The sequence below is a fragment of the Flaviramulus sp. BrNp1-15 genome, assembly GCF_022259695.1.
In the GTDB taxonomy this organism is placed as follows: domain Bacteria; phylum Bacteroidota; class Bacteroidia; order Flavobacteriales; family Flavobacteriaceae; genus BrNp1-15.
Genome location: NZ_CP092099.1, coordinates 651207 through 665117 on the forward strand (window position 1 = coordinate 651207; position 13911 = coordinate 665117).

Sequence of the window (13911 nt, forward strand, 5' to 3'; positions counted from 1 at the left end):
TATGAGCTTAAATACTAACGTAAGATATTCGGATAAAGATTTAGCAGAGTTTAAAGAGCTAATCCAAGAAAAAATAAATAAAGCACAACACGATTTAGAACTTATTAAAAGTGCCTATATGAACGATCATAATAACGGTACTGATGACACTTCTCCTACTTTTAAGGCTTTTGATGAAGGTAGTGAAGTTATGAGTAAAGAATCTAACTCTGCTCTAGCAATTCGTCAGGAAAAATTTATCCGCGATTTAAAAAATGCATTAATTAGAATTGAAAACAAAACTTACGGTGTTTGTCGTGTAACTGGAAAACTTATCAATAAAGAGCGTTTAAAGTTAGTACCTCATGCAACATTAAGTATTGAAGCTAAAAACATGCAGTAATTTTTATTGAATATATATTTGAAACGTCTCAAAATTTGAGACGTTTTTTATTTAAGCTTTTTATGTCACCTTTAGCGCAGTCGGAAGGTTTTAAGAAAAATTTATGTCATTAAAAAAATCTATAATCCTTATTGTTCTTATTTTACTAATAGACCAGATTAGTAAAATATATATTAAAACTAATTTTAAACTTCATGAAAGCATCGATGTTTTTAACTGGTTTAAAATATACTTTATTGAGAATGATGGTATGGCTTGGGGAACAAAAATTAGTGATTTTGCATCGTTTATCTCAGATAGATCAGCTAAAGTAGCATTAACTTTATTTAGAGTTGTGGCTATTTTTGGTATTGGTTACTGGTTGTATGATGTAACAAAAAAGCAAAGTTCTAAAATATTGATATTAGCTATAACTTTAATATTTGCTGGTGCTTTAGGTAATATTATCGATTCTGTTTTTTACGGTGTTATATTTAACGATAGTTATAACCAAGTTGCTACGTTTTTACCAGAAACAGGAGGTTATGATGGTTTACTACACGGTAAAGTTGTAGACATGCTCTACTTTCCTTTATTTGAAGTAGATTTACCCGAGTGGTTTCCTTTTTATGGAGGTAAACGGTTTAATTTTTTTGAACCTGTTTTTAATATTGCAGATATGGCTATAAGCACTGGTTTTATAATGCTTATTGTTTTTAATAAGAAGGCGTTTTCTAAAAATTAGTACAACTAGGAAGTAAGTGTTTTCTACTTTTAAAGGTATTCGTTATCTTTATTTTTTTAAACAAACATATTAAAACCCTCATTTAATGAAAAGCAAATTCCTGCTTCCAATCGTTTTCTTTATATTCATTTCAATTTTTGTTAACGCTCAAAATACTTTCGATATTGTTTTTCCACAACAAGACAGAAATCAAAAATGCCAACAGTGTTTCCAAATATTTAGCCAAAAACCCAAAGAAGTCAAGTTTTCAATCAAAAGAGAACGTGATAATCTCTACTTTCAAATAAACGACAAAAATTGGTTTAATCTATTGTTTAAAAATGCTGGTGATGGACTTGCAGTTGATGTAGTTTCAAAAGACAGGTATAAGTGCGAATATGAAAATGTAGAACCTGTTCAAATAAAAGGCATATTGTTAAAACCCAATTATGCCCAAAAACTAAAAAGCGGGTTAAAACCTTACGAAGACAATTTGTACAGAGTGCATGTTGGTAGAGTGCCAGAAGCTTTAATGAATGATGAGTTGGAGTATAACATTCTCTTTTTGAGCAATAAAAACCTATGTAATTATTATGTAATTTACAATTTGGAGTCTTATCCGTGGGATTTATTGGATATGGGTATGTATTTAGATTCGCTTACTTATGATTCTAAAAAAATACAACCAACAGGAAAAGAAGGTTACATTCTTAAAAATAAAACCTTGAAATTTAAAATTCCTTTTCAGAAAAATAAATCGGAATATTCGCAAGAAGACATCAAGCCAATTTACGATTCGTTGCGTTTAACCGATTTTAATATAAAAACCATTAATATTAAAGCATATTCGTCGGTTGAGGGAAGTTTAGAGCGCAATATCGAGTTACAAGAACAGCGTGCAAACAGTATAGCAAAAGCGTTACAAAGCTTTCAAAAACCAACTATTAAAACCAATATTTCCTCTTCTGAAAATTGGGTGGAATATTTAAACGATATCAAAGGAACCAAACATGAAAATCTTGGAGATTTGAGTAAAAATCAAATTAAAGGAAAATTGGTTGGCAGTCTTTCCAATGAACTGGAGCCTATTTTAATGAAACACAGAAAGGCGCTACTGGAACTAGAGTTGGAGAAAAAAGACAAGTATAAAGACATGTCTGCAAACGAGTTGTTGGGCAAGTTCAATACTGCAATTAATAACGAAAACCTAGATGAAGCCAGAGAAATACAAAACTCAATATTCGAAAAACTTAAAAGCAAAGAAGTGTCTCCAGATTTTTTAAAAAAAATGGCAATTCCCAAACAGTCCAAATTCGCAAAGATTTTCAATAAAAATTCAGCTTACAGGTATATGCTGGATGTGCGGCAGGCATTAATTGTTTATAACGAGTTATTAGAACTGGAAAAATTGGTACCAAAAGATGGTGAAGTAAAATACAATATTACGGCTGTTAAAATAAAACTATGGCGTTTTAATGCTATTGAGATTGATGAAACCAAGCTAAAAAACCAAATAAACGCTTTAAAGAATTACGGTATTGATAGTTCGCTTATTTCAAGAATGATGGTGAATTTTCACATTATTACTGCAGAAAATTTTATGCGTAAAAGAGATTATGCTAATAAAGATAAATCGGTTTCATTCATTAACAGTAACTATAAAAAGTTTCCGTTATCTGATTACGATTATTTAAGTCTAGCACAATTTTTCAGCTATTACGCCAATACAGATATGGCGGTAAATTTATTGGAAAACAAAGCAAAAAGTATTGATATTGATGAAGATTTATTGTTTTACTATTTAAACTTAACTTTGATAAATAAAGAATTAACTAAAGACCCTAATTACAGAATAATCATGCTGAATGCTTTTAACATGAATAAAGAGCGTTATTGTAAATTATTCAATGCCGTTGAGAAAGGTGGAGTTACATTCCAATTACTGGAAGATGACTATTTGCGCAACACTTACTGTGAGAATTGTAATAATTAAAAGGTGTAAATCAGATTTGGTGTTACACAAAAATCTAGCTTAACATCGTTTTCAAAAACATCAGTGATTTCAGTTTCAACTTCAAAAAAAGACAAACCTATTTTTATAGTTTCGGGTTCACATTTTGCTAAAAAGCGGTCGTAAAACCCTTTGCCGTAACCTACTCGATTTCCCATTTTATCAAATGCTAAAAGCGGAATAAAGACGACGTCAACCTTATTGTTAGAAATCCCAATTCCATCAATAGGCTCAGGTATATCATAACTATTTTTTTTAATCACAGTATTATCTGTTAATAGAAAATGTATCATTTCACCAGTTTTAAAATCACTTTTAGAAATTAATACGTTTTTATCTTTACCCGATAAAATATTCAGAATATAATCGGTATTAACTTCTTTTTTTTCTTCAATAGAAAGAAATAAATGGTAAAAAGAATATTCCCAAATAGAGAGTTTTAAAAGTTGATTAGCAATCGCTAAACTAAGCTCATCAATTTGGTTCTCAGACAAATCATTACGAAGTACTTTGTATTTTTTTCGCAATTCAGATTTAGTCATAATTTAACGCTTAAGTTTTGTAGTTATATGAAATAAAGCGTCTCCTTGATATACAATTGGAGATTCATTTATGTTAATAATGTAGCCAGTATTTGAAGCTCTAACAAAATAATTAAATTTACCGTAAGGATCGGTAATGTTACCTATGATATCTTCTTTTTTTACATGTAAACCTATAGCGGTTGAAGCTTTAAACATACCAGAATATTTAGCACGTTGCCATTTGCTATCGTTAATAAAAATGCATTCTTTTTTAGGTTTAGACGATTTAAAAACAGTCTTTAACATACCTAAATGTTTTAAAACACGTTTGGAACCGTTTACTCCAGAATTTGTTACAACATCGTCTATATGAAAAGATTTTCCGCCTTCAAAAAGTAAAAGTGGTTTTCCTAATTTATAACATGTGGTTCTGAATGATTTTGACAAGTTTTTAGAATATAAAACAAAAGGCGCTCCAAAGGCTTTTGCTAAATCGTTAAGTTCTTTGTTATCTTTTGAAAATCTTAGTTGTGGAGCATTAAACCTACCTGAGCCACCCGTATGAAAATCGATAATTAAATCGGCGTGCGGAACCACTTCGTTTACAAGTTTGTGTGCAACTCTTCCAGCTAAAGAGCCTCCAGGGCTTCCAGGAAAAACACGATTTAAATCTCGTCCATCAGGGAATTCACGTTTTAGATTAATAAACCCGAAAATATTGATAACAGGCATGCAGATTATGGTTCCAATTTTTGGTTTGTTAATGCCTTTTGCTATAAGTTGTCGTATAATTTCAACACCGTTAACTTCATCTCCATGAATGCCAGCAGTAAACAAAACGGTTGGACCAGGTTTTTTTGATCGCTCAATAATTACAGGAACATTAACCGCTGATGAAGTGTGTAAATTAGCAACATCAAAATTTACTTCTTTACTTTCTCCAGGTTTTATTTGCTCACCTAAAATGGTTAATATATCACTTTTTATGTCTTGCATTTATGTTCTATTACGTTCAATAAAAGTAATAATACTTTTAGCTATATTTCTACCAGTTGCACCTTCAATTCCTTCTAATCCTGGTGTTGAATTCACTTCTAAAAGTAATGGTCCTCTTTCAGATTGTAACATATCTACACCACAAACGGGTAGTTTTAATGCACGAGCAGCATTCATAGCCACTTTTAATTCGTCGTGATTAAGTTTTACAATTTCTGCTGAACCACCTCTGTGTAAATTAGATCGAAATTCGCCTTCTTTTCCTTGTCTTTTCATGGCGCCAACAACATGTCCATCTACCACTAAAGCACGTAAATCGGCTCCTTTGGCTTCGGCAATATATTCTTGTACTAAAGCACGAGCTTGCAAGCCGTTAAAAGCTTCTAAAACCGATTCTGCTGCATTTTTTGTTTCAGCTAAAACCACACCCAAACCTTGAGTGCCTTCTAAAAGCTTGATGATTACAGGAGCACCACCTACGTGAGATAATACCTTTTCAACATCACGGGAGTAGTTAGTAAATACCGTTTTAGGCATGCCAATTCCAGCTTTTGAAAGTCTTTGAAAACTACGTAATTTATCCCTGGAGCGTATAATCGCATCAGAGGTAACGGTTGTAAAAACGCCCATCATTTCAAACTGTCGTACCACAGCGCACCCAAAAAAAGTAACTGATGTTCCAATTCTAGGTATAATAGCATCTACATAATCTAAATAACGATCTTTGTAATAAATAGTTGGTTTTTGTTTTTCAATAATAATATCACACTTTAAAGGATCTATAACCTCAATTTTATGACCTCTTTTTTCACCTTCTTCAACCATGCGATCGGTAGAGTATAACTGAGGATTTCTAGATAGAATAACTATGTTCATTGTATGTTTTATTATAAGAGACGTTTTCTAAATCTACATCTACTATAAATTTTTGTTTTAAAAACTGCCTGCCAATTAAAACAGGAAATTTCATATCGTCTCTAGTGCTTAAAGTTAAGTTAATCTTATATGTTTTTCCAAAAAATATAACTTCAGATTTAATTTTATAGCGGTTTTCCTTAAATCCGTTGCTACTTTTTACATTAGTACGCGAAAAATTATTAAATATAATTTCTGTTTTGCCAAAGTTTTGATGTTCGTCACTATTAAAAATACATCGTAAACTGTTGTTCTCTTCTATAATTTCAGAGCAGTGGATAGCAGAGGTGTAAGCACCTGTATCTATTTTTACATCTATATTAAATAATCCTAGTTTTGGGAAGTCAATTTTATCAACTCTACCAACTATTTTTTTACTCATTACCTGTTTTAAAAAGTGGCGCAATGTAGTAAAATAGTTAATAGAAAAAACATTTAATTTAAAAGATTAATCAATAAGAAATTTAGCAATAAATTTCCCGTTTTCATGGGAATGATAATTTCAAAAGAAACCACAACACAAAGTATTGAGGATGTATTTTTTTAATTAAAATAATTACCTTTACATTAATGGATACCCCTAATTTAGAGATACAATTAAAAACCTTACCAAACCAACCCGGAGTTTATCAATACTACGATAAAGAAGGTGCTATTATTTACGTTGGAAAAGCAAAAAATTTAAAAAAAAGGGTAAGCTCTTATTTTACCAAAAACCACGACAATGGTAAAACACGCGTGCTTGTAAAAAAAATAGCAGATATAAAGCATATAGTTGTAGATACTGAAACCGATGCGCTTTTACTGGAAAATAACTTAATTAAAAAATATCAACCACGTTACAACGTCATGTTGAAAGACGACAAATCTTATCCATGGATTTGTATTAAAAAAGAACGTTTCCCTAGAGTGTTTTCTACAAGACGTGTTTTTAAAGATGGTAGCGAATATTTTGGTCCATATACAAGTGTAAAAACCGTTCATACTTTATTAGATTTAATAAGAGGTTTATACAGTTTACGAACCTGTAATTACGATTTAGCTCAAGACAAAATAGAGGCTGGAAAATATAAAGTGTGTTTAGAATATCACTTAGGCAACTGTAAAGGTGCATGCGAAGGTTTAGAAACTGAAGAAGAGTATAATGAGAACCTAAAATCTATTAAGGAAATTCTAAAAGGGAACTTTAAAGATTCACTCAATCAATTTAAAAATCAAATGCATGATTATGCAAAAAACATGCATTTTGAAGAGGCTCAAAAAATTAAAGAGAAGATTGAAATTTTAGAAAACTATCAAGCAAAATCTACTATAGTAAATCCCAAAATAAGTAATGTTGATGTGTTTTCTATTATAAGTGATGAAAGTTATGGTTACATTAATTTTTTACAATTATCGTACGGTTCTATCATCCGTTCGCATACCTTAGAGATAAAAAAGAAATTGGATGAAACCGATAAAGAGTTACTGGAATTAGCTATTACAGAAATCAGGCAGCGATTTAACTCAAATTCAAAAGAAATTTATGTGCCTTTTAAAGTTGATTTAGGAGAAAATGTAAAAGTAACAGTGCCAAAACTGGGCGACAAAAAACATATTTTAGATTTATCCCTTAGAAATGCAAAGTATTTTAGAATGGAGCGTTTTAAACAAATTAAAATTGTTGATCCAGATAGGCATGTAAAGCGAATTATGGCGCAAATGAAAGCCGATTTACGTCTTTCGGAAGAGCCGCGACATATTGAGTGTTTCGATAATTCCAACATTCAAGGCACACATCCTGTAGCAGCTTGTGTGGTTTTTAAAAATGGTAAACCAAGCAAAAAAGATTATCGCCATTTTAATATAAAAACGGTTGAAGGTCCAGATGATTTTGCTTCTATGGAAGAAGTCGTATATCGACGCTACAAACGTTTGGTTGAAGAAGAACAACCCTTACCACAACTCATTATTATTGATGGAGGAAAAGGACAATTATCCTCAGCATTAAAAAGTTTAGATGCGCTTAATTTAAGAGGAAAAATAGCCATTATAGGAATTGCTAAACGTTTAGAAGAATTATTCTATCCAAATGATCAAATTCCCTTATATTTAGATAAGAAAAGTGAGACGCTTAAAATTATACAGCAATTACGTAACGAAGCACACCGTTTTGGTATAGAGCATCATAGGAATAAACGTAGTAAAAGTGCATTAAATACAGAGTTAGAAACTATAAATGGTGTTGGCGAGAAAACAGTAGTTGAGTTGTTAAAACATTTTAAATCGGCTAAACGAGTTGCCAATGCGAAGTTAGATGAACTGGAAGAAGTAGTTGGTGCTTCAAGAGCGGAAAAAGTTTATAATTATTATCATGGGAAGTAAAATGATAATTCAAGTGATTTTTTTCATTTCGACAACAGGAGAAATCACATAATTTAATATGAATAAATAATGAGATGTCTCAATCGTGCCTCATTTCGACATGACGAACACTTATAGTTAAAAAAACTTAATTTGAAACTAAAACCAATTATATTAACCCTATGCTTACTCGTTTCTCTTTCTGCGAAAGCGCAAAATGACTCGCTTGTAAAAAAAGAGCCTAAAGTTGGTTTGGTATTAAGTGGCGGTGGCGCAAAAGGTTTAGCGCATATAGGTGTTTTAAAAGTTATGGATAGTTTAGGCGTAAAAGTAGATTACGTTGCAGGAACGAGCATGGGTGCTATAATTGGGGCGCTGTATGCTTCTGGGTATTCAGGCAAACAATTGGATTCCATTTTTCAAGAGGTAGATTTTGATATTATCATAACCGACGATTTGCCCAGAGCTTCCACAGCTTTTGATGAGCGTGCTAACATGGAAAAATATGCTGTAAAACTTCCTTTTGATGGTTTTAAAATCAAGTTGCCATCGGCACTTTCCAGAGGGCATAACACTTACAGTTTACTATTAAAATTAACACTGCATGTAAACGAGATTCAAAATTTTAACGAGTTACCCATTCCGTTTTTCTGTATAGCGACAAATATTGAAACCGGGAAACCTGTTATTTTAGATAAAGGCAATTTAACGCAATCTATTATGGCAAGTGGTGCGTTGCCATCGTTATTTCAGCCGGTAATTATAAACGACGATGTTTTAATTGATGGTGGTGTGGTAAATAATTATCCGGTAGACGAGTTACGAGCCAAGGGTATGGATATCATTATAGGTGTTGATGTACAAGACGCATTAGCAACGCGAGAGGAATTAACATCGGCGCCAGATGTTTTACTTCAAATTAATAACTTCCGCACTATTAACGATATGAAAACAAAAGTTAAAAAAACGGATGTTTACATAAAACCAAATATTAAACCATTTAGCGTGGTTTCTTTTGATGAAGGCACCAAAATTATTGAAGCTGGCGAGTTTGCTGCTTTGTCTAAACTTAATATTTTTAGAGAATTAGTGTCTGAACAAGATTACAAAAAGCCAAATTTAAGACCTAAACATCAAGATAGTTTAGTTATAAATAATATAGAATTTAAAGGAAACGAAAAGTATACAAGAGCTTATATTTTAGGAAAACTTAAGTTAAAAAGTGAAGAAAAAATCAGCTACACAGATTTTATAAAAGGAATTAACAACTTATCGGCTACAAACAACTTTACCGCTTTTGAGTACGAACTAAAAAACACCAAAAACAAAGAAGGTTACGATTTTAAAGCTAATTTAAAAGAATCTCAAGTCAATACATTTTTAAAATTAGGAATCCATTATGACGATTTATACAAAAGTGCGGCTCTTGTGAACCTTACAAAAAAACAATTGTTGTTTAGTAATGACGTGACTTCTTTGGATATTATTCTGGGAGATAACGTAAGATATAATTTTGAATATTTAATAGACAAAGGGTTTTATTGGAGTGTAGGATTGCGGTCTAGGTATAATCAATTTAACAAAAATATTAGTGCTCAGTTATTGTTAGACGATAATCAAATAAGTGCTACAGGATTAAATAAAATTGATGTAAAATTAGCTGATCAAACCAATCAGTTTTATTTACAAACCTTATTTAGACGTGATTTTGCAGTTAGTATTGGTGCAGAACATAAACGGTTGGAAATACATTCTGAAACAATATCTGGAAATAATCAAGATGATGACTTTTTGTTTGAAAACACAGATTATATAAGCCTTTTTGGAAGCATAAGATTAGATACTTATGATGATAAATATTTTCCTAGTAAAGGTGTTTATTTTAATGGAGATATACATACCTATGTATATGCTTCTAGTTTTGTGGAGGATTTTAAGAATTTTTCAATTGTAAAAGCAGATTTAGGCTATGCTTTTAGTCTTACGGATAAATTATCAGTTAACCTGCAAACACAAGGAGGTTTTAAATTAGGAGATAATACAACCAGAACTTTAGATTTTGCTTTGGGCGGTTATGGTAATAATCTCATTAATAATTTTATTCCTTTTATTGGATACGATTTTATTTCGCTTACTGGTAATAGTTTTGTTAAAGCAGCTTTTGTTGCAGATTTTGAGGTTTTTAAAAACAATCATATTACTACAGAGGCTAATTGGGCAAACATTAAAGATAATCTTTTTGATTCTGGAGAATGGTTTACACTACCAGATTACAGAGGCTATGCATTAGGTTATGGAATTGATACGTTTTTAGGTCCTGTTCAAGTTAAATTCAGTTATTCTCCAGAGCAAAAAGAAAGTACTTGGTTTTTTAATATTGGATTTTGGTTTTAATTTATACCTCGCAGTAATTATAAAAATTACGATATTTGTAACACTATGATTCTTTTCTGGGAAGATTTATTACTGCATCTACATTTTCTTATCAAGAGAAATCCTGAATAAGCAGGCATTTTTTGTATCTTTAGATACATTGATTTTTAATTTTTTATCACCCTATACTTTTTAAAGTTAAAGGGATAACTTTAAATTCAACAAAAATGCCATTTTACCATAAATTAGGAAGTATTCCACCAAAACGCCACACACAGTTTAGAAAACCAGATGGCACACTTTATTCAGAACAATTATTTGGCACAATTGGTTTCGATGGTATGTCAACAAACTCATATCACGAGCAAAGACCAACGCAAGTAAAAGCAATAAAAAAACAATATAGTGTTGCACCTAAAATTGCAAAAGCAAATAATATAAAATCGTATCGTTTTAGAGGGTTTCAAGTCAAACCAGAAAACGATTATTTAGAAAGTAGAAAAACAGTACTTATAAATAGTGATTGTGCCATTCAATTGTCAGCACCAACACAATCAACCAAAGACTACTTTTATAAAAATACAGATGCCGACGAGTTAATATTCATTCATAAAGGCACAGGGAAATTGCGCACCATGTTAGGTAATCTCGACTTTAAATACGGAGATTATTTATTGGTGCCAAGAGGGATTATTTATAAAATAGATTTCGATACAAAAGATAATCGATTATTTATTGTAGAATCTCGCAGACCAATTTACACTCCAAAACGCTACAGAAACTGGTTTGGGCAGTTATTGGAACATTCACCTTTTTGCGAACGCGATATTCGCCGACCAGAAGAACTAGAAACCCATAACGAATCTGGCGATTTTCTTATAAAAGTAAAAAAACAAGACGAAATTATAGAAATGGTTTACGCTTCGCATCCTTTTGATGTTGTAGGTTATGATGGTTATAACTATCCATATGCATTTTCAATTCACGATTTCGAACCCATTACAGGGCGCATTCATCAACCGCCACCAGTACATCAAACATTTGAAACAGATGCTTTTGTAGTGTGTAGTTTCGTTCCGCGTCTTTACGATTACCATCCACAAAGTATTCCTGCACCATATAATCACAGTAATATAGATAGCGATGAGGTGTTGTACTATGTTGATGGCGATTTTATGAGTAGGAATGATATCGATGCAGGACACATATCGTTGCATCCAGCGGGAATTCCTCATGGTCCGCATCCAGGAGCAACAGAACGCAGTATTGGGCAAACAAAAACCGATGAGTTAGCAGTAATGGTCGATACATTTAAACCATTAATGGTTACAGAAGAAGCAATGAAAATCGCCGATGAAGATTATCATAAATCTTGGTTAGAACATTAAAATAATTAGAAGCTATTTCCTGCTTTCGGCAGTCGCTTTTTTTTATGTTGTCATTCCGCACTACGATGCGGAATCCATAAAAAAGAGCTCCAACAAACTGCCTCAATCAGGGCTAAAACATAAACACAATGAGTAAAGAAATAAAATCAGTAAACTACGGTTTAGAAAAAATATTTGAAGGCGCGCAAGATTTCTTGCCACTTATGGGAACAGACTATGTAGAATTTTATGTAGGTAATGCAAAACAGGCAGCACATTTTTATAAAACAGCATTTGGTTTTCAGTCTTTAGCATATAAAGGTTTAGAAACTGGATCAAAAGATTCAGCAAGCTATGTTTTGGTACAAGATAAAATCCGTTTAGTACTTACTACTCCGTTAAACAGTAAGTCTCCAATAAATGAACATATCGTAAAACATGGCGATGGTGTAAAAGTAGTAGCACTTTGGGTAGAAGATGCAAAAAGCGCATTTGAAGAAACTACCAAAAGAGGCGCAAAACCATATATGGAGCCAACAATAGAGAAAGACGAATTTGGAGAAACTGTACGTTCAGGAATCTATACTTATGGAGAAACAGTGCATATGTTTGTGGAACGTAAAAATTATAAAGGTGCTTTTCTACCTGGATTTATGGAGTGGAAATCAGATTACAATCCAGAACCAACAGGTTTAAAATATATAGACCATATGGTTGGTAATGTAGGCTGGGGAGAAATGAATACTTGGGTTAAGTGGTATGAAGATGTTATGGGGTTTGAAAATTTCCTGTCGTTTGACGACACTCAAATTCATACAGAATATTCAGCTTTAATGAGTAAGGTGATGAGTAATGGAAACGGACGTGTAAAATTCCCAATAAACGAACCAGCCGAAGGTAAAAAACGCTCTCAAATAGAAGAATATTTAGATTTTTATGAAGGCTCGGGCGTGCAGCATATTGCAGTAGCAACAGATGATATTATTAAAACAGTAAGCGCACTAAGGTCTAGAGGCGTGGAGTTTTTATCACATCCGCCAGAAGCTTATTATGAGGCAGTTCCTGGTAGATTAGAAGAATATAGTCATGAATTAAGAGAAAATATTGAAACCTTAAAAACACTCGGTATTATGATTGATGCTGATGAAGAAGGTTATTTACTTCAAATTTTCACAAAACCAGTTGAAGATAGACCTACATTATTCTTTGAAATCATTCAACGTATGGGAGCACGTGGCTTTGGAGCTGGAAACTTTAAAGCCTTATTTGAGTCCATAGAAAGAGAACAACAAAAACGGGGCACGTTATAATTAATCTGAAATTTTAACTAAAAACTCTATCATATAATGATGGAGTTTTTTTGTTTTATGTAACAAATTAATGTTAAGAACTTCTAATAGTTTCAAGCTGTCTAAAGAATTTTTATATTTTTGGAACAGTAATTGTAATTTTTAGGTTATAACAATAAAAAAGCGTAACAAGAGTTACAATACAATTACCCAAATAAAGATGAAAAAATTACTACTTATAATATATACAATAGCAATTATGCCAATAGCAAATTCGCAACAAGAATCAGCCTTTGGAAGTGGCGAATGGTTTAAATTTAAAATGAGTTATAGTAATTGGCTAAAAGCTGGTAATGCTACACTTACTGTAAAAGATTCTAAATTAGGAGATAAAGATGTGTATCATGTAGTTGGAAAAGGGTGGACTACCGGAATGATAAAATGGTTTTTTAAAGTAAAGGATAGATATGAAAGCTATTTTGATAAAGAAACCATCACACCTTACAAATTCATAAGAAATATTGATGAAGGTGGTCATACTAAAGATATAGAAATAGATTTTGATCATAAAAATCAAAAAGCCCATGTTAACGACAAAAAACATAATATCAAAAAAATAATTGCTACAAAGCCTAACATTCAAGACATGGTATCTACTTACTACTATTTACGTAATAATATAGATGTAAGCAAGTTGAAAATTGGTGATGAAATTAAAACAGATATGTTTTTTGATGAAGAAAACTATGGGTTTAAATTAAAATATTTAGGAGAAGAAACCATTGAAACAGATTTTGGCACTATAGAAGCTTTAAAATTCAGACCATATGTAATGGCAGGTCGTGTTTTTAAAGAAGAAGAAAGTTTAACCCTGTGGGTGTCAAAAGACAAAAATAAAGTACCTTTACGCATCAAAGCAGATTTGGCTGTAGGATCGCTTAGAGCAGACTTAGAAGCTTTTAAGGGTTTAAAACATCCGTTTAAAATAGTTGTTAATAATTAAGAAAT

At 31.9% G+C, this 13911-nt stretch carries 12 protein-coding genes; 8 read left to right on the plus strand and 4 right to left on the minus strand.

Annotation, left to right across the window (positions count from 1 at the left end; translation table 11 throughout):
* Position 1 precedes the first annotated feature (1 nt).
* The 3 genes from MBM09_RS02815 to MBM09_RS02825 all read left to right on the plus strand — a co-directional run bounded on the left by MBM09_RS02815 (position 2) and on the right by MBM09_RS02825 (position 3078).
* On the plus strand, positions 2 to 382 hold the full coding sequence (locus tag MBM09_RS02815; protein WP_238675336.1) for a TraR/DksA C4-type zinc finger protein: 381 nt from the start codon (positions 2 to 4) through the stop codon (positions 380 to 382).
* A gap of 103 nt (positions 383 to 485) precedes the next feature.
* Complete coding sequence (locus MBM09_RS02820) at positions 486 to 1106, plus strand: lipoprotein signal peptidase (RefSeq protein WP_238675337.1); 621 nt, start codon at positions 486 to 488, stop codon at positions 1104 to 1106.
* Positions 1107 to 1191: 85 nt separating this feature from the next.
* Positions 1192 to 3078, plus strand: coding sequence for a hypothetical protein (locus tag MBM09_RS02825; protein WP_238675338.1), 1887 nt, complete (start codon positions 1192 to 1194; stop codon positions 3076 to 3078).
* On the opposite strand, the gene MBM09_RS02830 is transcribed toward MBM09_RS02825, so the two are convergent.
* From MBM09_RS02830 to MBM09_RS02845, 4 genes are read right to left on the minus strand one after another with little or no spacing between them, the layout of a single operon-like run.
* Positions 3075 to 3638, minus strand: a complete 564-nt coding sequence (locus MBM09_RS02830) for a 5-formyltetrahydrofolate cyclo-ligase (protein WP_238675339.1) — start codon at positions 3636 to 3638, stop codon at positions 3075 to 3077. The two genes, MBM09_RS02825 and MBM09_RS02830, sit on opposite strands and share 4 nt — an antisense overlap.
* 3 nt (positions 3639 to 3641) lie before the next feature.
* Positions 3642 to 4616: a succinylglutamate desuccinylase/aspartoacylase family protein gene (locus MBM09_RS02835; protein WP_238675340.1), complete on the minus strand. Its 975-nt coding sequence runs from the start codon at positions 4614 to 4616 to the stop codon at positions 3642 to 3644.
* Positions 4617 to 5492, minus strand: a complete 876-nt coding sequence (gene rimK / locus MBM09_RS02840) for a 30S ribosomal protein S6--L-glutamate ligase (RefSeq protein WP_238675341.1) — start codon at positions 5490 to 5492, stop codon at positions 4617 to 4619.
* The gene (locus MBM09_RS02845; RefSeq protein ID WP_238675342.1) at positions 5470 to 5913 is read right to left on the minus strand and encodes a RimK/LysX family protein; all 444 of its coding nucleotides are present in this window, start codon (positions 5911 to 5913) and stop codon (positions 5470 to 5472) included. The genes rimK and MBM09_RS02845 overlap by 23 nt, the downstream gene beginning before the upstream one ends.
* A 188-nt stretch (positions 5914 to 6101) precedes the next feature.
* Between MBM09_RS02845 and uvrC the strand changes: the two genes are divergently transcribed.
* The 5 genes from uvrC (at position 6102) to MBM09_RS02870 (ending at position 13906) form a co-directional block, all read left to right on the plus strand.
* Complete coding sequence (gene uvrC, locus MBM09_RS02850) at positions 6102 to 7895, plus strand: excinuclease ABC subunit UvrC (RefSeq protein ID WP_238675343.1); 1794 nt, start codon at positions 6102 to 6104, stop codon at positions 7893 to 7895.
* A 132-nt stretch (positions 7896 to 8027) separates the two neighbouring features.
* A complete protein-coding gene (locus MBM09_RS02855) occupies positions 8028 to 10268 on the plus strand; it encodes a patatin-like phospholipase family protein (RefSeq protein ID WP_238675344.1) in 2241 nt (746 codons plus the stop codon).
* A 206-nt stretch (positions 10269 to 10474) separates the two neighbouring features.
* Positions 10475 to 11635, plus strand: coding sequence for a homogentisate 1,2-dioxygenase (locus tag MBM09_RS02860; RefSeq protein WP_238675345.1), 1161 nt, complete (start codon positions 10475 to 10477; stop codon positions 11633 to 11635).
* Between the two features lie 128 nt (positions 11636 to 11763).
* A complete protein-coding gene (gene hppD / locus MBM09_RS02865) occupies positions 11764 to 12924 on the plus strand; it encodes a 4-hydroxyphenylpyruvate dioxygenase (protein WP_238675346.1) in 1161 nt (386 codons plus the stop codon).
* 199 nt (positions 12925 to 13123) lie between these two features.
* Positions 13124 to 13906, plus strand: coding sequence for a DUF3108 domain-containing protein (locus MBM09_RS02870; protein WP_238675347.1), 783 nt, complete (start codon positions 13124 to 13126; stop codon positions 13904 to 13906).
* Positions 13907 to 13911: the final 5 nt, after the last annotated feature.